General features: G+C 43.5%; 22 protein-coding genes. 9 read left to right on the top strand and 13 right to left on the bottom strand.

Going from position 1 to position 18,776, the window contains the following annotated elements; all coding sequences use genetic code 11:
• Positions 1–180: 180 nt before the first annotated feature.
• The 3 genes from QFZ87_RS05290 to QFZ87_RS05280 are packed head-to-tail and all read right to left on the bottom strand — an operon-like array spanning position 181 to position 3,201.
• On the bottom strand, positions 181–1,011 hold the full coding sequence (locus QFZ87_RS05290) for a carbohydrate ABC transporter permease (RefSeq protein WP_309858685.1): 831 nt from the start codon (positions 1,009–1,011) through the stop codon (positions 181–183).
• Positions 998–1,876 carry a carbohydrate ABC transporter permease gene (locus QFZ87_RS05285; protein WP_309858681.1) on the bottom strand — a complete coding sequence of 293 codons (879 nt, stop codon included), beginning with the start codon at positions 1,874–1,876 and terminating at the stop codon, positions 998–1,000. The genes QFZ87_RS05290 and QFZ87_RS05285 overlap by 14 nt, the downstream gene beginning before the upstream one ends.
• Positions 1,876–3,201, bottom strand: coding sequence for an extracellular solute-binding protein (locus tag QFZ87_RS05280; protein ID WP_309858677.1), 1,326 nt, complete (start codon positions 3,199–3,201; stop codon positions 1,876–1,878). Before QFZ87_RS05280 ends, QFZ87_RS05285 begins: the two co-directional genes overlap by 1 nt.
• A gap of 433 nt (positions 3,202–3,634) precedes the next feature.
• On the opposite strand from QFZ87_RS05280, the gene QFZ87_RS05275 reads away from it, so the two are divergent.
• Together QFZ87_RS05275 and QFZ87_RS05270 are read left to right on the top strand one after the other, a co-directional pair.
• Entirely contained in the window at positions 3,635–4,663 is a 1,029-nt protein-coding gene (locus tag QFZ87_RS05275; protein ID WP_309858673.1) for a LacI family DNA-binding transcriptional regulator, read from the top strand.
• 77 nt (positions 4,664–4,740) lie between these two features.
• Complete coding sequence (locus tag QFZ87_RS05270) at positions 4,741–6,474, top strand: phospho-sugar mutase (RefSeq protein WP_309858670.1); 1,734 nt, start codon at positions 4,741–4,743, stop codon at positions 6,472–6,474.
• 41 nt (positions 6,475–6,515) lie between these two features.
• Here the strand turns inward: QFZ87_RS05270 and QFZ87_RS05265 are convergent, their stop codons facing one another.
• A complete protein-coding gene (locus QFZ87_RS05265) occupies positions 6,516–6,689 on the bottom strand; it encodes a hypothetical protein (RefSeq protein ID WP_309858668.1) in 174 nt (57 codons plus the stop codon).
• A gap of 220 nt (positions 6,690–6,909) precedes the next feature.
• On the opposite strand from QFZ87_RS05265, the gene QFZ87_RS05260 reads away from it, so the two are divergent.
• From QFZ87_RS05260 to QFZ87_RS05235, 6 genes are all read left to right on the top strand, one after another.
• Positions 6,910–7,818 carry a cell wall-binding repeat-containing protein gene (locus tag QFZ87_RS05260; RefSeq protein ID WP_309858666.1) on the top strand — a complete coding sequence of 303 codons (909 nt, stop codon included), beginning with the start codon at positions 6,910–6,912 and terminating at the stop codon, positions 7,816–7,818.
• Positions 7,819–7,994: 176 nt separating this feature from the next.
• The gene (locus QFZ87_RS05255; RefSeq protein ID WP_308082284.1) at positions 7,995–8,213 is read left to right on the top strand and encodes a DUF1659 domain-containing protein; all 219 of its coding nucleotides are present in this window, start codon (positions 7,995–7,997) and stop codon (positions 8,211–8,213) included.
• Positions 8,214–8,249: 36 nt separating this feature from the next.
• Complete coding sequence (locus tag QFZ87_RS05250; RefSeq protein WP_309867653.1) at positions 8,250–8,468, top strand: DUF2922 domain-containing protein; 219 nt, start codon at positions 8,250–8,252, stop codon at positions 8,466–8,468.
• Between the two features lie 72 nt (positions 8,469–8,540).
• Positions 8,541–8,678, top strand: a complete 138-nt coding sequence (locus QFZ87_RS05245) for a YvrJ family protein (protein ID WP_308082283.1) — start codon at positions 8,541–8,543, stop codon at positions 8,676–8,678.
• A 298-nt stretch (positions 8,679–8,976) separates the two neighbouring features.
• Complete coding sequence (locus tag QFZ87_RS05240) at positions 8,977–9,801, top strand: peptidoglycan recognition protein family protein (RefSeq protein WP_309858663.1); 825 nt, start codon at positions 8,977–8,979, stop codon at positions 9,799–9,801.
• A gap of 134 nt (positions 9,802–9,935) precedes the next feature.
• Positions 9,936–10,118 (top strand): hypothetical protein, encoded by a 183-nt coding sequence (locus QFZ87_RS05235; protein WP_309858659.1) that lies wholly within the window; start codon positions 9,936–9,938, stop codon positions 10,116–10,118.
• A gap of 62 nt (positions 10,119–10,180) precedes the next feature.
• On the opposite strand, the gene QFZ87_RS05230 is transcribed toward QFZ87_RS05235, so the two are convergent.
• The 7 genes from QFZ87_RS05230 to QFZ87_RS05200 form a co-directional block, all read right to left on the bottom strand.
• Positions 10,181–10,708 (bottom strand): NUDIX hydrolase, encoded by a 528-nt coding sequence (locus QFZ87_RS05230; protein WP_309858656.1) that lies wholly within the window; start codon positions 10,706–10,708, stop codon positions 10,181–10,183.
• A 35-nt stretch (positions 10,709–10,743) separates the two neighbouring features.
• Complete coding sequence (locus tag QFZ87_RS05225) at positions 10,744–11,328, bottom strand: YdcF family protein (RefSeq protein ID WP_309858651.1); 585 nt, start codon at positions 11,326–11,328, stop codon at positions 10,744–10,746.
• A gap of 77 nt (positions 11,329–11,405) precedes the next feature.
• Positions 11,406–13,556, bottom strand: a complete 2,151-nt coding sequence (locus QFZ87_RS05220; RefSeq protein WP_309858649.1) for an MMPL family transporter — start codon at positions 13,554–13,556, stop codon at positions 11,406–11,408.
• Positions 13,553–13,960: a hypothetical protein gene (locus QFZ87_RS05215; RefSeq protein ID WP_309867651.1), complete on the bottom strand. Its 408-nt coding sequence runs from the start codon at positions 13,958–13,960 to the stop codon at positions 13,553–13,555. The genes QFZ87_RS05220 and QFZ87_RS05215 overlap by 4 nt, the downstream gene beginning before the upstream one ends.
• 76 nt (positions 13,961–14,036) lie before the next feature.
• Entirely contained in the window at positions 14,037–14,330 is a 294-nt protein-coding gene (locus QFZ87_RS05210) for a sensor histidine kinase (protein WP_309858648.1), read from the bottom strand.
• Positions 14,314–15,411, bottom strand: coding sequence for a histidine kinase dimerization/phospho-acceptor domain-containing protein (locus QFZ87_RS05205; protein ID WP_309858647.1), 1,098 nt, complete (start codon positions 15,409–15,411; stop codon positions 14,314–14,316). The genes QFZ87_RS05210 and QFZ87_RS05205 overlap by 17 nt, the downstream gene beginning before the upstream one ends.
• On the bottom strand, positions 15,408–16,121 hold the full coding sequence (locus QFZ87_RS05200; protein WP_309858644.1) for a response regulator transcription factor: 714 nt from the start codon (positions 16,119–16,121) through the stop codon (positions 15,408–15,410). Before QFZ87_RS05200 ends, QFZ87_RS05205 begins: the two co-directional genes overlap by 4 nt.
• Positions 16,122–16,282: 161 nt before the next feature.
• On the opposite strand from QFZ87_RS05200, the gene QFZ87_RS05195 reads away from it, so the two are divergent.
• Complete coding sequence (locus QFZ87_RS05195) at positions 16,283–16,573, top strand: c-type cytochrome (RefSeq protein WP_309858642.1); 291 nt, start codon at positions 16,283–16,285, stop codon at positions 16,571–16,573.
• A 59-nt stretch (positions 16,574–16,632) separates the two neighbouring features.
• Here QFZ87_RS05195 and QFZ87_RS05190 read toward each other — a convergent pair whose 3' ends face one another.
• Both QFZ87_RS05190 and QFZ87_RS05185 read right to left on the bottom strand, forming a co-directional pair.
• On the bottom strand, positions 16,633–17,058 hold the full coding sequence (locus QFZ87_RS05190) for an OsmC family protein (RefSeq protein ID WP_309858639.1): 426 nt from the start codon (positions 17,056–17,058) through the stop codon (positions 16,633–16,635).
• Between the two features lie 284 nt (positions 17,059–17,342).
• Positions 17,343–18,776 (bottom strand): aldehyde dehydrogenase family protein, encoded by a 1,434-nt coding sequence (locus tag QFZ87_RS05185; RefSeq protein WP_309867649.1) that lies wholly within the window; start codon positions 18,774–18,776, stop codon positions 17,343–17,345.

Raw genomic sequence — 18,776 nt, 5'->3', positions numbered from 1 at the left:
AGCATGTATTCCGCCGACTGGACAGATTTCCGCCGGTTTTCCTAGTTATTCCGCTAACTTGGAGCGAAATTCCGCCAGTTTTAACATTTATTCCGCCGACTTCTGCGTTTATTCCGCCGGATTGGGACAGAATTCCGCCAACGCCACAAATCCAGGCCCCTAGCTCACCAGCCCAAACGATTATTTAAGCGTAAACTGCATTCCTTCTTGGAACTTTTTCGCAAACAGTAAGAAAATGATAATAATCGGAAGTGTTAGTAATACGGATGCTGCATACATCGGGCCTGGATAGCCGCCGTATGGACCAAACATTTGTGATAGCAACACATTCAGTGTCAGCATGCTGTCGCTCTTCACCACTAACATATCCCATAAAAGCTCTGTCCAACGTTCCATGAACAAGAACAAGAAAATAACCGTAGTAATCGACTTCGACATCGGCAACACGATTTTGAACATAATCTGCAACTCGCTCGCTCCATCCAACTTCGCCGCTTCAATAAACGTATCTGGAATCGCCTTGAAGAAGTTCGTATACATAAACACAGCCCATAAGCTGAGAGCTTTTGGCAAAATCATGCCCCAATACGAGTCATACATACCAATTCGTTGAATCACCAAGAACGTTGGGATTAACAAAATGATCGCCGGGAAAAACATTTGGAACAAAATCACGTTGTTAATCGTGTCTCTTCCTTTGAAAGGAATTTTTGCTAATGCATAAGCCACCATGACCCCAGTGACCATCATCAAGAAAGTCGAACCGGCTGACACGAGAAAACTGTTGAAGAAAGCACTCACCCAAGGTCTTGGAATGACCGCTTCTCCTCCGCCAAGAAGCCACTCATACGATTTCAAGCTAAACTGTGTGGGAATGAGCTTTTTATCAACTTGATCCCAATCAGCAAAAGAATTCAATACCATATAAATGTATGGAAAAATCATGACTAGTAAGAGAACGATCGCAAGTAGGTAGCGAAACCATACTCCCTTTTTCTTAGCTCCATCCATTTCGTTTCCCCCACATTTCTAGAAGTTTTCGGATGATAAAAATCGAAATAAACGTGACAACAGAAGCAATGATTGCTATCGCAGAAGCATATCCTGCCTGAAGATTAGAGAATGCTCTTGTGAAAATCTCCATTTGCCATGTATTCGTTGCAAAGTTTGGTCCACCGCCTGTTAACTGGTACACCTCTGTGAAAATACCGAACGTCACACCAATCGATAAAATTAAGACCGTAAACAATGCCGGGTATAGAAGCGGGAACGTAATCTTCCAAAAACGCTGCCAACCTGTCACTCCATCGATACTAGCTGCTTCGTATACTTCCTTATCAATGCTTTCAAAGCCTGATGTTAAAATAAGCGCATAGTAGCCAGTGAATTTCCAAGCGATAATGACGGCAACCGTAAACAATGCCGCAAACGGGCTTCCAAGCCAGTCAATATCTAAACCTAACGACCCTCGTAAAAATTCATTCACCGGACTGTTATACGATAAAAGTCCTTTTATAATCAGAGAGGAAACAACCCCTGACGCTAAGTAAGGAAGGAAAAAGCCAATTAAAAATAACCCTTTGAATTTCGGTAATCCTTGAACGATCAAGGCCACGATAATCGATGACGCAATCACCAATGGGACAAACACGGCCATAAATTTAAATGATACAAAGAAAGCCGATTGTACTCCTGGACTTTTAAAAGCCTCCGAATAATTTTCCAATCCCACGAAACTGAACGTAGGCGCAATTAAGTTCCAATCAGTAAAAGAAAGAAATAATGACCACACCAGCGGAATTAGAAAGAAAACAATGGCGTATAAAAGATAAGGACTGGCAAAAAGCCAGCCCAACCTTCCTTGTTTCGTGCTCATTACTTAAGAGCCCCCTCAATAGCCTTCTGCATATCCTTCCATGCAGTTTTTGGATCTTTTTCACCCTTTACTACTGGATTGAATGCCTGTTGGCCAATTAATGTTTGAATATCATTGTATTTAGCGTTATCCATTGAAGGAATTCCGTTTGGAACAGCGGCTGCATATGGTTGTAATGCTGGGTTTTTATCAAAGAACGCTTTGAACGCATCATTAGATGTTAAATCATCACGTGCAGGTGGTAAGCTTGTCTTTTCAAGCCATTTCACATCATTTTCAGGGTTAGCATACACCCACTTGATGAATTCCATTGCTGCTTTTTGTTGTTCTTTCGTTGCAGAAGCGTATACAACTAAACCTTTTGTATCAGCGAAAGTTTTCGCGTTTGCCGGGTCCATATCATCTGGAACTGGCGGTAATGCTAATGTATAAGTTTCGTTAAACTTCATATCCGGGAATTTGTCTGCCCAGTATGGAATAGTCCAAGGACCAATGTCAGTGAAGATTCCTAATCCACTTTCAAATGGATCTTTTGCTTGCTTCGGAAGTAACGCATTCTCTTTACGAAGACCATCAACTAATGAAAGAACTTGTTCGCCTGCTTTTGCTTCGCCAGTGAATTTTGTTCCTTCCACAAACTTGTTACCGTTTGACGCTGCATCGTAAAGCATGAAGAAGTCAAACCATCTCTTCCAAGCCGTTGGGTCAGCTAAGTCCGCTTTTGCCCAAACATATTTATCAGGATATTTTTCTTTTAATTTCTTAGCAACAGCTAGCATTTCGCTGTAGGTTTTTGGTGCTTCGTTAAAGCCAAGCTCTTTTAAGATATCGAGTCTCCAACCAAATAACATCGCGTTAGAGTAGATTGGTAATACATATTGGTGGCCGTCTGCGAATTCCCAGCCCTTCATTGTATTTTCCATCTTACGGCTTTCAGTTACTTCCTTCCATCCATCTAATTCATCCAGTGGAACAAGCGCTTTACTATCTGCTAATTGTGCCGCGAACCCACGGTTAATGTTTTCAGATAATGTTGGAGCACTTCCACCAGCGATCGCTGATTGGATGCTTGCTTCAGATGTTGGGCTTTCCTTCATCGGACTAACATTTACTTTGATTTTAGGATTTTCTTTTGTGAATTCCTCCGCTACTTCCTTCCAATATACTTGTTGCGTTGGGTTTGGAGCGGCCCAGAATTCAATCGTTGTTACTCCATCTTTTGAACCTGCTGTTTTTGAATCCTTGTTTCCTGTTGAACATCCTGCAAGACCGGAAACAGTAAGTGATGCTGCAAATAAGATCGATGCTACTTTTTTTATTTTCATCCTAAATTCCTCCAATTATTAATATCTTGTCTTAATTTGAAGAAGTTAAAAACATGATTACGAATCTACGAAAAATAAAGTATGATAACGCTATCATTGTTCTGCAAAAAAATTTACAATGATCATGTAATCATTTGTCATGGAAGGTCAGTCTTGCCGTAATCCCTCATTTCCTATAAATGATTTCATCATTACAAAAATAGCAAATTACTTATCTTGTAATGTTGTAATTAACGTTACAAGAACATTATTACACTGTAAATCTGTAATGTCAAACATTATTTCGCGAAAAATTTACAGAACCAACACAAAATTCACCTTACACAATACGTAAAGTTCTATTGCAATAACAATGTTGTAACGTTACAATAAAGTTACAACGAATGACAAATTAAAGATAACGTAAAGTTACTATATAAAGGGAGAATGTTATATGGAAAGAAAGGTATCGATGCAAGATATAGCCGATCGGCTAAACATATCGAAGAACTCGGTGTCTCAAGCTCTTTCGGGGAAACCAGGGGTTAGTGAGGAAACAAGACAGTTGGTTCAAAAGGTAGCCGATGAATTAGGGTATCAATATGCAGGCAGCCGTAAGCTGAAGCAATCTGAACACACCACTGGACCCAAAAACATCGCATTGATTGCTTCCGATTTTGCTTTTTCACTTGTCAGCTTCTTTGGAGAAATTTACTTAAGTGTGGAAAAAGAAGTCAGAGACCGTGGCATGAATTTGTTCATTGAATCGATTAATAGTGATTCAAAAGAGAAGTTAATTTTACCTAGCCTGCTCTCTAACCATCAAATCGATGGCATCCTGATTTTATCTCATATTAGTACAGATTATATTGCAAAAGTAATCGAAACCGGCATTCCAACGGTTCTTATTGACCATCATGAACCAAGCTTGCAGGCCGATGCAATTTTAACTAACAATCGGTTCGGTGCGTTCTCGGCAGTTGAACATTTAATCCAACTAGGCCATCAAGAGATCGGCTTTGTCGGTGATGTACATTTTTCACCGAGCTATCAAGAACGATTAGATGGGTATTTACTTGCGCTTAGAAATTACGGGTTGGAGCCGAAGCATGAGTTCATTTTTACAAAAGCGCAAGAAGATTTAGGGGAATTAAATCAGTATTTTGAAGCGTTGGATACGAAGCCTAGTGCCTGGTTCTGCGTGAACGATGGCCATGGCTTCCTGATTACTTCCTTATTACAGCAAAAAGGCTACAAGGTTCCCGAGGAGGTGTCGGTTTGTAACTTTGATAACGGCCAGTTATCACAAATTGCCACGCCAAAAATTACGACCATGGACATTGATTTAAAGTACTTTGGTAAAAAAGCGGTGGAGCAGCTTTGGTGGCGAATCCATCATAGGGATGAGCCGATTCAGGAAATCCTCCTTCCGACAAAATTGCTAGTGAGAGATTCAACAGCAGCATTCCATAAAAATGGATAAATCCACAAATACACCTTGTCCAAATTCCGGACAGGGTTTATTCTTAAAAGAGGAAAAAAAAGAAGGAGAGATGGCTTTTGAATTGGACACAACATGCAGATAAATGGTTCTCTTTTTCAGCATTAGAAAAAGATCTAAATGACAAGTTAGTAGAAATTAAGGATAACGCAGGTCTGTTAGAGGATAGCTTTTATAAACACCTTGAATTCGGTACAGGCGGAATGCGCGGTGAGCTTGGACCTGGAACTAACCGTTTAAATACCTATACGATCCGTCGAGCTGCAGAAGGTCTTGCTCAATATATCGTGGAACAGGGCGAAGAAGCCATGAAACGCGGGATCGTGATTGCTTATGATTCTCGTCATAAGTCTCCTGAATTTGCGTTGGAAGTAGCAAAGACAGTTGGAAAGCATGGCGTGAAAGCGTATGTATTTGATGCGCTTCGTCCAACACCAGTCCTTTCTTATGCTGTTCGTTACTTACATGCGTTTTCCGGTGCTGTCGTTACAGCGAGCCATAATCCACCGGAATATAACGGCTTTAAAGTGTACGGCGAAGACGGCGGGCAGCTTCCTCCTGAAGCAGCCGATACGATTATCCGCTATGTGAACCTGGTTGAAAACGAGTTAGCTGTTGAAGTGGCTGAGGAGCAGGAATTGCTTGCAAGCGGATTACTAACTTATGTGGGTGAAGAAATTGACAATGCCTATGTCGAGCAGTTAAAAACACTTCAGCTGAACCCTGAAATCGTGGCTAGCGTGGCAAAGGAATTGAAAGTTGTTTTTACTCCATTACACGGTACCGGGAACAAGCCAGTTCGTGCCGGTCTAAAGGCATTCGGTTTTGAAAATGTAACAGTGGTGGCGGAACAAGAACTTCCTGATGCCAACTTCTCAACCGTGAAATCGCCCAATCCGGAGGAGCATGCGGCCTTTGAATTAGCGATTAAAGTAGGCGACGAAATCGGTGCGGACGTATTGATGGCAACAGATCCGGATGCAGACCGTTTAGGTGTAGCTGTGAAAAATAGTGCCGGTGAATATACGGTTCTAACCGGTAACCAGTTGGGTGCCCTAATGCTTGAGTATTTGTTATCGCAAAAACAAGCGCAAGGAACATTGCCTGCAAATGGCGTCGTGATTAAAACGATCGTTACTTCTGAAATCGGTCGTGCGATTGCCGAGCACTACGGTGTTCAAGCGATGGATACACTGACTGGCTTTAAATTCATCGGTGAAAAAATCAATGAGTTTGAGCAAAGCGGCGAGCACACTTTCCTATTCGGTTACGAAGAAAGCTATGGCTATTTGATCGGTGATTTCGTGCGTGATAAGGACGCCGTTCAATCAGCGATTTTCGCAGCAGAGGTAGCGGCTTATTATAAAGCTAAAGGCATGACATTGTACGAAGGCCTTCAAGCTATTTTTGAAAAATACGGTTTCTATCAGGAATCACTTCAGTCCATTACGTTAAAAGGAAAAAATGGTGCGGAACAGATTGCTAGCTTGATGGAGACATTTAGAGCGGAAAGAATGAGTGAAGTGGCTGGAATCGAAGTTGCGGCAATTGAGGATTATGCTACTTCTATCCGAGTGGCTGATGGCGCAGAAAGCCAGATTGACCTCCCTCGTTCCAATGTCTTAAAGTACCACTTGGCAGATGGCTCTTGGTTCTGCCTGCGTCCTTCAGGCACGGAGCCAAAGGCAAAGTTCTACTTTGCGGTGAAAGGTGCGTCACTAGAGGATAGCCAGATGAAATTGTCTTCCATTCAAACGGCGGTTATGAATAGAGTTCAGGAAATTGTAGGATAACTGGTTTGAGCCCTTGTCTATTTTTGTAGGCAGGGGCTTTTTTAATGGAATAAAACCTCATACGCGGCTAAAGCCAGGCTTCCCAAACCAATGTAAATAACAAATAAGATGACGTCCCGTTTTTCTTTTTGCGCCATTTTCTTCTTATTAAGCTGTTCCCGATAAATTTGCTGGGCTCTTTGTTGCTTAAAAGCAATGTGGTCTAATTGCCTCATGATTTTCACACCACCTAAATAGGTCTTTATAATTATGACGATTCTGCCGGGTAGTTGGTTACAGGGGGTTTGAAAAATAATTTTTCTTATTCGAAAGGGTAACAGACCTCTTTTTTACTCCCAACTCCCCCCTTCTTTTCCTCAAAATGTACCATTTACTACAAATATACTAGGATAGTAGAATGAAGCAGTATGTACTAGATATATAGGGGGCAAATATATGAAAAAGACACTACAGGCTGTGGCCTTGGTTACTGGTTTAACGCTACTTTCTTCTCCTGTTTCATCCTTTGCAGCAACCAGTGGTACAACGGTTGCTAAGTACCAAAATCAGTGGGTAAAAAAAGGTAGCTACTGGACTTATTACAATGCAAGCGGGACATTGCAAAAAGGCTGGCTCCTTCTAGGTAGTAAATGGTACTACTTTGATGCATCAGGCATCATGAAAACGGGCTGGGTCCTGGTCAACAACAAATGGTATTATTTCACTACAAGTGGTGCAATGAAAACAGGTTGGGTTTACGTTTCAAATAAATGGTATTACCTTGATAACTCCGGCGCAATGAAAACGGGCTGGTTGAAGATTGGTCCAGACTGGTACTTCTTGAATTCAAACGGATCCATGAGAACGGGCTGGTTACAATCTGGCGGCAAGTGGTACTTCCTAGATTTTTCTAGCGGAAAAATGTTACTTGGTTGGAACGTTATTAATGGAAAAACGTATTTCTTCTATAGCACAGGCATGGCAACCAATACAACGATTGAAGGCAAAGTCATTGGTGCAGACGGGGCACTGATTGAAAATATGGCTACATCTGTGTCTAATATTGCGGCTCCATATGGTGTAACAGTAGAATATGACGCAGAATCAGATGCGTATGATTTGTTTTACGGCGAAGAAACGGTTGGATTCGTTATGCCGGACGGGTTAATTATGGGAGCCCTTGCATACGGTGAATTATTTAACAAGCTTGCTCTTGCGGTAGGCATACCTGCAACCGAAGCACAGATAAACGATCTAGTGGCACAGGCAAAGCAAAACGGCGAAGTGGAATCAGGCGACATCTATATCTACATTAACAACGACGAAGACACATACATGATCTCTTGGGGATCTGAAGGAGAATAAGGTGTTGGTTTTTGGTTAAGGCCCTTTGATAAAAGGGGCCTTTTTTGTTTGGGGACAGTCCCCCGGCACAGTAAAGCAGTACCGCACTGGGGGACTGTCCCCCAAAATTTTTTTATCTCGAGCCTGTCTCTTTCCCCTCTTAATCACTATATAGAAGGTGAAAGGAGGTGAGCGAGATGGCACAAGCGTTATTAGAAGGTACAAAGCTTCGAATGGTGTTTGAAACCGGGGTGGATGAGGAAGGAAATCCAATCCTCCGTGCAAAAACGTTTAGCAACGTGAAAAGCGGAGCAACCACTGACCAGTTGTTTCAGGCTGCACAAGCAATCAGTGTGTTATGTAATGATACGCTGAACAAAGTAGAGCGCAATGACAACACTAACATTATTGCGTAGTAATCCTTATGAAACTATTGAATGGAGGTGAATAGAATGGCAAAAACATTGGAGTTAGAATTCGGTACGGAGCTTGGAAAGACCGCACGTATTTCGGTTGAGAATCCAAAAGAGCCGGTCGATGAAGAAGTCGTGAAGCTATCGATGGCACAGATCATCGCAGCCGACGTATTTTCCACTAATAGCGGAAAGCTTGCTGACGTCAAAGGAGCAAGAATCGTCGAGCGTAATGTAACAGATTACGAGCTAGTTTAATGCTAGAATGAGGGACTGTCCCCCACTGCACTAAAGCGCTGAGGGACTGTCCCCAGAAAGGAGTGAGATCTCGTGGAACAAATCATTCCGCTCATCAGTGAGGTGGGGTTCCCCATAGTTGTCACCTTGTATCTGCTTTATCGGATTGAGTCGAAGCTGGATATGGTGGTCCAATCGATACAGAATCTCCCCGATCGCATGAAGGCATGATCAAACAGGCAACGGTCGCGCACCACCCTTCGCTCTCCGGCGTTGGGTGTTTTTTATATTAAAATGAATTTGCTGCATTCGATAAAATGTTAGATTGACGATCTATCAATAGGGAAATCGCCGAAAAGGAAAAGGTGACGATCTCAGCGGTTTGACAGTGGAAAGTAAGCACGTTAAAGAAAATGAGGGCACAGCTGGAGTGAACGCATCAAGATCTTTTGAATACTATAAATAATGATGATTAACACTTACAACCGACAAATGCAGTGGGTTAATTAATGTAAAGGAGAGTAAGCATATGGACTATCCAATTAAAAAAGATTTAATCCCTGGCTTACCAAGAGATCCGTACCGCAACGGAGTGGGGGCATATGAAGGTGTAGTGGCTCATTCAACAGCAACACCGGAAGCGACAGCAGAAGCAGAGTCCGTTTATTTTCATAGAGAATGGGACAATCGAAATGCCTTTGTTCACTTCTTTGTCGACTGGGATTCAATCGTACAAACAGCAAGTACAGATTATAGAGCGTGGGGCGCTGGTAAAGGCAATGCTCGTTATGTTCATGTGGAATTGTGTGAGACAAGCGACCATGCTAAGTTTATAGACTCCTATCGTCGCTATTGCTGGCTCATCGCCCATCTTTTAAGAGAACGGAATTTAAAGCCGATTGATGGTCAAACTTTGGTTTCCCACGCATGGGTATCTAAAAATCTCGGCGGTACAGACCACATGGACCCGCTGGCCTATCTCACCTCTCATGGCGTGACATGGAACGAGTTTGTAAATGATGTTCGAGCTGTCGGGGAAGCACCAAAAAGAGGTTGGATCAAGGAAAATTCCATGTGGTACTTTTATGAAAATAACGAACGTCGAACCGGCTGGCTTCAGGATAAAGGCAAATGGTATTATCTCAACGAAGTGACCGGCTCCATGATAACAGGATGGTATAAGGTGGCAGATAACTGGTATTTCTTCGATACACACGGAGCGATGCAAGTAGGCTGGACCCGTTCAAGCAGCCGTTGGTACTACCTCGACGAAAAAGGAAAAATGGCCACCGGCGAACGAGAAATCAATGGGGTCACATATAACTTTAACAGTAGTGGATCGTTAATAGAATAAACCTTGGGGACAGTCCCCCACTGCACTAAAGCGCTGGGGGACTGTCCCCAAGTATGTTTATTGGTATTTTCGGCAATACTCTTTATAGGAGAACGTTAGATTAGAAGCTTGATATGTTGGGGAGAGTGGAATAGGTGGAGAATCTTCATTTTATGTTTAGTGAGCTTTCAGTGATGAAGAAGAAGGATCTGGACGAATGTAACGAGGAGCTTACAAACAGTAGCCATAGTGCGATTGTGAGAAAAGCGTTGATGGTGTATAAATCAGAGTTGCTCGAATGTCTTGAGCTGTATGACCGTTACCTGGATGTAAAGTAAATAGATAGCAAAAAAAGGAGGCTTTGAAGCACTCCTTTTTGTTTGAAACGAATATGAATTAATCAATCAGTCAGAAACTTGTATCTTAGGACAGCGGCCAATCCCGCACCATGCTTGAATTCACCTTGGCTTATCAATTCCTTTAAATCTTCCATTGATAAATAGTGCAGCTCAATTTGTTCGCTGCTTTCTAAATTTTGGACAGAAGGAGTCAGGCCGGCTGCGGCAAACAAGAAGATTTCCTCTGTTGTCGAACCCGGAGACGGATAAAAGCTGCCTAGATCCAACCAATGCTCTGCTATAAAGCCTGTTTCTTCTTCAAGTTCTTTTTTGGCACTATCGATTGGAGTTGGGTCGGTGGGGTCAATCATCCCTGCCGGAAGCTCCCATTCCCAGCTTTTAATGGAATGGCGGTATTGTTTTAGGCAGATGACTTCTTTGTTTTCCGTGATAGGAAGCACGCAGACTCCTTTTGCAAAATCCAAATAGGAAAAAGTCTTTTCTTCGCCGTTTGGCAATACCACCTGATCAATCGCAATCCCAAACCTGTCCACTTTTGCTGCGGTGGAGTTTTTTACTTTCCAGACCATGTTAGTTCCTCCTTAAGTTAAATGAATGTTGTATCCTAATAATTCTTCCCCACTGCATATCCAGTCATCTTTAAATATTCGGTAATTGTGATCATGATACTCTTATTGTTCCTCCACCAGCGCGTTTCATCAAAGTGAGGGTCCTTTGCGCTAGCGTAATAAAGCTTGATCTTGCTAGCTTTAAAGTCACGGTCAAAAATCATTTTGACGCGTTTCATATGAAAATCGGATGAAACAACAATGGCAGAGTGAATGGGATAGGACTTAATGATCTGCCTGGTAAATTCCGCATTTTCATAGGTACTGTCGGCACGGTCCTCAAGGACAATCGCCTTTTCTGGTACCCCTAGCTGAAGGGCATGATCCTTCATTAGTTGTGCAGCGGTAACATCGTTATAGGTGATCCCACCAGAAATCACAAAGTATTTTCCATAGCCCTGATGATACAGCTCAGCTGCCTTTTCCACTCGTTCCCCTTTGTCTCCACTTAACACAATTATCGCATCTGACTTTTGAATTTTTTCGTCAACAACTAGAAACTTTCCTGCATTAACAAAAGCAAAAACTAGCAGAATGACAAAAAATAAAGCTACAAAAAGACCCCATCTTCGTTTGACCATGACCTCTCCATCCTTACCAATTTACTAACTTTCACTATATCCTTTCTAGCGTTCAACTTCAAACAAAAAGAGAGGGGTCAGTCCCCCGGCGCGCTAAAGCGCTGGGGGACTGTCCCCTTTTTGATTGCCCCCTCTTTAGTGGTTATCACCATTAATGCCGGTATTGCAATAGGCCTTACAATGAAGGTGTCGAGGAGGACGCCTATTGCTACGGCAAAGCCAAAAACGCGAAGCTCCATGACGGGTTGCGTGATTAAGACGGCGAAGGTGGCAGCCAGGATGAGACCTGCTGAGGAAATGACGCCTCCTGTTTTACCCACACCCTCACGAACCGCGGCCTTAATCGGCAACACCTTTCTCTCTTCACGAATACGGGAGATGAGCATGATGGAGTAATCCACCCCCAATGCTACTAAAAACACAAATGTATACAGAGGCGTACGGTAGCTAATGCCTGGATAGCCAAGTAGGTCTTGGAAAACAAAGATACTCAATCCTAACGCTGCTCCAAAGGACAAAAGAACGGTAGCCATTATATAGATAGGTGCGAAGAAGGAGCGAGTTTGAATACCAAGCATCACCATGATCAATATCGTCATAATCAAGAGAATCCGAATCTCATCCCCATGACTGGCCTGACGGATATCGGCGTTTTGAGCCGTTTCTCCTGCAATCAATAACTTTGCATCCTGAATTTGACTAGCTTTTAATAGAGGAGCAGAGTCCTCTCGAAGTCTCTCGATATCGTCAAAAGCCTTCTCCGAATACGGGTTATGTTTCAACACGAGATTGACTTTCACCACATTCCGTTGATGCTCCGCATAGGGATTCCCTTGAACTTCCGCTTTGGAAACAGAGGCCCGACGATTGAATTCCGCTACCAAATGTTGAATTTGCTCCTGGGACACCTCTCCTTTAGCCTTCACAATCACCGTACTTGGGGCAATCTCACCGGCAGAAAAGGCATCATTTAATCGAGCAAAGCCTTGAATAGAGGACATCTCCTGCGGAAATGAATCCAGCAGGTTGAAGGAGTACTGAACCTGTCTAATCATCGAAGTACATAACACCAGCACCAACACAATCGGAACCAATGAAAGCCACGGTTTGGCTGTAACGAAGCGGCCTATTCTATGCCAAAATCCCTCTTTCCCGGTTCGCTTTACCACCACCGCATGTTTTCGTGGATTAGCAGGCCAAAACGCTTTTTCCCCTGCAATGGCAAAAAGTGCAGGTAGTAACGTTACACCCGAAAGAATCATCAATGCTACAGCGACAGCGAATACCGGTGCAAACCCACGATACGGTTCGTACACGGCAAAAAACAAGGTCAGCATACTTAGAAACACCGTTCCGCCACTGAATAGGATGGGTTCTTTTACGAAGCGTACGGCTGTTTTCATGGCATCATTGACAGGCAAGCCTTTTTCCAATTCCTCTCGGAAACGGGCAAATAACAAGAGCGAATAGTCGGTAATCACCGCAAACAATAAAATCATCATAATCGATAAAGCCTGACTGTCGATGGCAAACCACTCATACTTCCCCATCAAGCCAAGCAAGCGATCGACGACTGAATATGAGATACCTGCACCAATCAACGGAATCAAGGCCAATAAGGGCGAGCGGTAAATGACGATTAACAAGAGAAAAATCAACCCCACTGTTGCCAGGATTAATACCACATCTGCTTTTGAAAACATTTCATACGTATCTGCCACGATGCCGGCAGGGCCCGTGAAATAAGTGTCTAGATTCGGCGGCAGCCCGTTTGCCACTTCTTTTTTCAGCCCATCCATCGTTGTTTTCACCACTTTGTTTTCCAGCCCACTTGGAAATATGACCGGTAAAAAGAACGTGGTTTGATCCTTTGAAAAGAAGGAAGTGCGTGCTTGTGTTGGCATCTTTGATAACGGGATTATGGTCAAATCCTGCTCCGCCTCACCCACCACTTTTTCAATAACAGTGATTGCTTTTTCCACATCAGGCTCTTTCAAACCCTTTTTGTCATATACCACAACAAACAACGGAACCCCTTCAGAAGAAGGGAAATATTGTTTCAACGCTTTTTCTGCTTGAATGCTTGAGGACGTTTCTGGTAAGCCAGCGTTTTTATTAGGCGAGGTTTGCTCCTTAGCACTTGTTGCAAACAGGGAAAGCGCTGCAGCTGCAACAAGCCAGGCCAGCAAAATCAGCAACCATCGTTTTTTCTCTTTTAAAAGTCTCATGATGCTTGCCCACCCTTGATCGGCTCGATCATGAACGTGACGATGATGAATAAGACGAAACTAATTAATAAAATGGTGCCGCCTACAATGTAAAAAATTAATGCAAATGTGTCGCTGACTTCAAACGGCCTGACTAGATGAAGCCACATCCCGGCTGTTAATCCAACGGCACCGATTCCCGCCGTCCAGCCATGTGCGGCTACTAGTTTGGATGACTTGATTTTAAACACCCGGTAAAACAATCCCCATACAAAAATCGATAACCAACCGACCACTAAAATATGTGCGTGAACCGGGCGTATTTGATAATTCCCTGAACCGGCCATGTCTGAACCGATGATGGCTCCTAACAAACCAAAGATAGCCGCAAGGCGAATGAGTCGAATACTCCACTTATTTTCCATCATGTTAACCCCCATAGTTTTTATTTCTACGGTGACTATAGTAATTGGTTAACATGAACTCTATATGAACTTTACGTTACAAATAGGGAAGCTTGATGGTAAAAATGGTCCCTTCGTTCGGCGTACTGGTGACGTGGATTTCTCCTTTATGGAGCTCGATAATTTGTTTCACAATCGATAATCCGAGACCGGTTCCCTCCTCTGAACGTGATTTGTCAGCCCGGTAAAAACGTTCGAAAAGCTGTGCTTTTTCTTCTTCTGTTAGACCTATTCCATTGTCGCTCACGGTCACTTCTAGTCCCGTTTCTTTTGCTAGGAGTCGAATGTGGATTTCGCCTTCCGGACGGTTATATTTAATCGCATTGGTCAAAAAGATTATCCCAGACATTTTCTAATAACGCGGCGTCGCCATTATAGGTCGTCGGCTCGATTTCCATCAGTAAGTTAATTTGCTTTTCCTCCAGCCACCAGCGATATTTATTCACACAGGCCTTTAACTGTTCATCCAACTGAAATTCTTGATACTTCACCATTCTTGTTGATTGATCGAGTGTAGTTAATAGTAAAAGCTGACGGGTGAGCTTCGATAACCGCTTGGTTTCTGATTGGATGATTTCAGCATAGTTCTCACGGTCCTCTTCTGTTAAATCGGTTGATTTCAATAAGCCAGCATAGCCTTGAATATTCAGTAGCGGTGATTGAAAATCATGGGACACATTGCTGATGAACTCCTTGCGAATCTGATCATTTTCCTGAAGCTGACCGACCATCGTATGAAAACTCGCTGCCAGCTGACCGATTTCATCTCGGCGGTCTATGTTCAGCTGGGTATCATAGTTTTCATTGGCAATCCGTTTGGTTGCCTCCGTTAATTGTGTGATGGGCACAATCAAAAGCTTGGCCACGACTAGCATCAGCAATAGGCTTAAAAAAGCAGTTCCTACGATGAGACCACCTAAAAGGGTATGGACCTCGCTAAATAATAGCTTGATATCCGGTCTGACAAAGAGTGCATAGCGCTTGTTTTCATAGCTAAACGGAACGCCGATTGTGTTTGACAATTCGTTGGCAAAAAAACCAGTCACAAATGTCTGACGAGGAAATTGGCGCATCCCATGATAGATGTAGCCGTCGAGTACCTTTTTCACAGAGGAGGCTTGTAAATCTTGTACTCGATACTTCCCGCCGTAAAAGTGGCCCTTGCCCGATTCATCGACGACATAAAGCTGGTAGCCGATTTTTCCCACCGTCGATAGGTAATTGGATAAAGGGAGCTGTGGAGAGGCCTCGATGTGAGCGGCAATGGATTTAGCGATTTCCACATTTTTCTTATCATTCCGCTCTTTCATCACGTTTTGGTAATAGGTGTTTGTGAGTAAAAACCCGCAGATTGTGCTGAACAGCATGATAAGGATGGTTGTTAGAGCAAATTTTCCATATAACGATTTCATGAGTGATGCACCTCTAGTTTATAGCCCACTCCACGGACGGTGAGGATTTCAACGTCGTTTGAGATTTTCGCGAGGCGCTCGCGGATTCGCTTGATATGGGTGGTAAGTGTTTGTTCGTCTCCCTCATAGTCGTAGCCCCAAATCTTCTCCATTATGGTGGCCCGCTCAAAGACTTGGTTGGGCTTAGAGGCAAGTAGGGAGAGCAATTCGAATTCCTTCAGCGGGAGCAGTAAGGTGCTTGCGCCTGCGGTGACTTCGAATCGTTTCCGGTTGATCAGGATGGATCCCACTTGCAGCATGGTGTCTGTCGGTTTATCGTATCGTCGTAGGATGGCGGCGATACGGTATAGCAATTCCTTGGGTTCGAAAGGTTTGACGATATAATCGTCTGACCCAGCCAGGAACCCCTTTTCCTTATCTTCTAGTTCCCCTTTGGCTGTCAGTAATAGGACCGGGATGTCGCGGTCATTTCTTATTTTTTTCGTCAGTTCATAGCCGTTCAACCCCGGCATCATCACATCCACGATGGCCAAGTCCGGCAGCTCGTTTTCCAATATTCCAAGGGCTTGGATGCCATTCTCTGCCTTAAGCACCTGATATCCCGACTGGGTTACATGAATGCTAACCAAATCAAGTATATGTTTATCGTCATCCACGACTAAAATTTTCCTCATATGGGCCCGCTCCGTTTCAGTAGCATTTTTCTTCATTATAACGTTGGGTGCAGTTCGGGGACAGTCCCCCGTTGCGCTAAAGCGCTGGGGGACTGTCCCCGAAAAGTTTTGTCTTTGTTCATAAATGGGAAGGTTATCCCGGTCCAACCTCTATTAAGATGGAGATAGGAAATCTTTATTGGTTTGGAGGAGACATCGTGAATCGACTTTGGGCTGTTGTAGCACTCACGCTTTTATTATTAACCGGCTGTTCATCTGATAGTTCTAGTTCTGCCAAGGATGGCGAAACGATTTATAAGGAAAATTGTTCAGCATGCCACGGTGACCAATTACAGGGCGCTGTTGGCCCGACTGTAGTCAATATGAAGGGGAAGTATTCAGAAGAGGAAGTACTGAAGATAATCAGTGAGGGTACCCCTAAGATGCCTGGGAATCTACTTGGGGATGAAGAATCAAAGATTGTGACGAAATGGTTGATGGAGAAATAGATACAGATGAAGAACGCAAAAAAGTAACAGCCCCAAAGGCAGTTACTTTTTTTTAATTGTTATATAGATTGTTGACCCTTAACCCCATTAATCGAATAGCTTGCGCTTATTTCTGCACTTAAGGAATGGGAGACAGAGCAATATTTGTCCTTTGATAGTTGGATCGCCCGTACAACCTTCTCTTCCGGCAAATCTCCTTCTAAAGCATAATGAATGTTGATGGTTGTAAATTTCTTTGGATGGTCGTCTGCACGTTCTCCCTTTACATCCATTTGAAAAGACGAAGGCTCCAGACGCATTTTATGCAAAATCGAGATAATATCAATCCCTGTACAACCGGCGACTGCATGCAAAAGCAGCTCCGTTGGGCGTGCTCCTGTATTCTCTCCACCCACCTCTGGAGCGGCATCCATCTTGATCTCATGCCCAGAGGGGGTCGTCCCCGAAAACGCCATCTTCTCATCCCACTTAACCGTTAATTCCATATACATAACCCCTTTCATTATTAATTTTACCAAACTAATGGGTTCTTGGAAAAAAGCCCCTTCTATGTGAAGAGACTTTAAAATAATACCCTTATAAATAATAAATCAGACACACAAGAAAAGCGCAAGCGCCTTGGTCAGCCCCGACAGGCAAATGTTCTTCGGCAAGAAAAGTCCGCCTTTTGACTTTTATTGCCGAAGGTTATTTGACCCGAGGGGCTAGGCGCTGCAGCTGGACAATTCTCAAAGTCTACTTTTATGCTTTCTTATAATTCAAAAAAACTCTACCCCAATTTAATCCCCATAAACTTCACTTCCGTCATTTCTTCAATGGCAGAAGCCACGCCTTCGCGGCCAATGCCGCTTAACTTTACCCCACCATAGGGATAATTGTCCTGCCTTACTGTAGAGATTTCATTAATCCAAACCCCGCCAGTATCTAACGCTTCAAAGAAACGAAATGCTCGGTTAATATCTGATGTGAACACGCCAGCCTGCAATCCATAATCAGAATCGTTAGCTGCCGCAATTACCTCTTCCTCGGTTTCAAAAGGAATCACTGTTACTAAAGGAGCAAATACCTCCTGGCAGACTACCTTCATGGAAGGAACTACATTCACTAAGATGGTAGGATAGAGAAGCGATCCTTCTCGCTGTCCGCCTGCCAACACCTTTGCTCCCTGACTCACCGCTTCCTGTATCCAGGATTCAGTACGAATTGCAGCATCTTCCGTAATAAGTGGACCCACGTCCGATGTTTCCAATACCGGGTCACCAACTTTAAGATTTTTCACCAATGGTACTAATAAGTCTAAAAATTGCCCATAGACTTCACGATGCACATAAATTCGCTGAACTGAAATACAGGCTTGGCCAGCAAATGCGAAACCGCCTTTTACCATGCCAGCTGCCGCCGCATTCAAATCAGCGTCAGGAAACACGATATTTGGAGCATTGGAACCTAATTCAAGCGTCACTCTTCGGTTTCCGGCCAGCTCTTTGATTTTATATCCTACCGGACCACTTCCGGTAAAGGTTACTTTTTTCACATAAGGGTGCGTTACTAATTTAGGAACAAGATCGGCCCCAAAACCGTTTACCACATTCACTGCTCCGGCAGGAAGACCAGCTTCCTCCAATAGTTGAACCAGTTTCATCGCCGACAATGGGGTTTTCTCTGCTGGTTTTAGAACAACCGTACAACCGGCAGCGATAGCAGGAGCAAGTTTATGTAACACAAGGTTTAGCGGAAAGTTAAATGGGGTAATGGCTGCTACCACGCCAACAGGCACACGTTTGGCAAACCCTATCCGCCCTTCACCTCCGACCGCAGAATCCATTTTAATGAGTTCTCCGTCGTTTCGCTTCGCTTCTTCGCTGGCAAAACGAAGAACTTGAACGGCTCGACCTACTTCTCCATGTGCATCACGAATCGGTTTTCCCGCTTCCTTGCAAAGAAGCTGGGCAAATTCACCCCCACGGCTTTCAAGTAAGTCTGCCGATTTCCGAAGGATTGTTGACCGCTGATGCGCAGGCATTTTCTTCATACTTTGCTCAAAAACCTGTTGTGCTGTTTCAATGGCTAAAAGTAAATCTTCCTCAGTAGCAAAATCAATCCTTCCTACTAGTTCACCATTATAAGGATTGCGTACTTCATATTTAGCACGTCCGTTTCCTACATACTCTTTCCCGTTGATTAGAGATCCAATATTCACGAT

The organism is Bacillus sp. SLBN-46 (genome assembly GCF_031453555.1).
GTDB lineage: Bacteria > Bacillota > Bacilli > Bacillales > Cytobacillaceae > Neobacillus.
The sequence above is the reverse complement of the archived record's forward strand: the minus strand, read 5'-3'. Positions and strand labels throughout refer to the sequence as shown.

What these genes read in the sequence shown, in the direction of transcription:
- QFZ87_RS05290 (WP_309858685.1), bottom strand. Translation starts at nt 1,011, where the DNA reads ATGGATGGAGCTAAGAAAAAGGGAGTATGGTTTCGCTACCTACTTGCG.
- QFZ87_RS05285 (WP_309858681.1), bottom strand. Translation starts at nt 1,876, where the DNA reads ATGAGCACGAAACAAGGAAGGTTGGGCTGGCTTTTTGCCAGTCCTTAT.
- QFZ87_RS05280 (WP_309858677.1), bottom strand. Translation starts at nt 3,201, where the DNA reads ATGAAAATAAAAAAAGTAGCATCGATCTTATTTGCAGCATCACTTACT.
- QFZ87_RS05275 (WP_309858673.1), top strand. Translation starts at nt 3,635, where the DNA reads ATGGAAAGAAAGGTATCGATGCAAGATATAGCCGATCGGCTAAACATA.
- QFZ87_RS05265 (WP_309858668.1), bottom strand. Translation starts at nt 6,689, where the DNA reads ATGAGGCAATTAGACCACATTGCTTTTAAGCAACAAAGAGCCCAGCAA.
- QFZ87_RS05260 (WP_309858666.1), top strand. Translation starts at nt 6,910, where the DNA reads ATGAAAAAGACACTACAGGCTGTGGCCTTGGTTACTGGTTTAACGCTA.
- QFZ87_RS05255 (WP_308082284.1), top strand. Translation starts at nt 7,995, where the DNA reads ATGGCACAAGCGTTATTAGAAGGTACAAAGCTTCGAATGGTGTTTGAA.
- QFZ87_RS05250 (WP_309867653.1), top strand. Translation starts at nt 8,250, where the DNA reads ATGGCAAAAACATTGGAGTTAGAATTCGGTACGGAGCTTGGAAAGACC.
- QFZ87_RS05240 (WP_309858663.1), top strand. Translation starts at nt 8,977, where the DNA reads ATGGACTATCCAATTAAAAAAGATTTAATCCCTGGCTTACCAAGAGAT.
- QFZ87_RS05230 (WP_309858656.1), bottom strand. Translation starts at nt 10,708, where the DNA reads ATGGTCTGGAAAGTAAAAAACTCCACCGCAGCAAAAGTGGACAGGTTT.
- QFZ87_RS05225 (WP_309858651.1), bottom strand. Translation starts at nt 11,328, where the DNA reads ATGGTCAAACGAAGATGGGGTCTTTTTGTAGCTTTATTTTTTGTCATT.
- QFZ87_RS05220 (WP_309858649.1), bottom strand. Translation starts at nt 13,556, where the DNA reads ATGAGACTTTTAAAAGAGAAAAAACGATGGTTGCTGATTTTGCTGGCC.
- QFZ87_RS05215 (WP_309867651.1), bottom strand. Translation starts at nt 13,960, where the DNA reads ATGGAAAATAAGTGGAGTATTCGACTCATTCGCCTTGCGGCTATCTTT.
- QFZ87_RS05205 (WP_309858647.1), bottom strand. Translation starts at nt 15,411, where the DNA reads ATGAAATCGTTATATGGAAAATTTGCTCTAACAACCATCCTTATCATG.
- QFZ87_RS05200 (WP_309858644.1), bottom strand. Translation starts at nt 16,121, where the DNA reads ATGAAGAAAAATGCTACTGAAACGGAGCGGGCCCATATGAGGAAAATT.
- QFZ87_RS05190 (WP_309858639.1), bottom strand. Translation starts at nt 17,058, where the DNA reads ATGGAATTAACGGTTAAGTGGGATGAGAAGATGGCGTTTTCGGGGACG.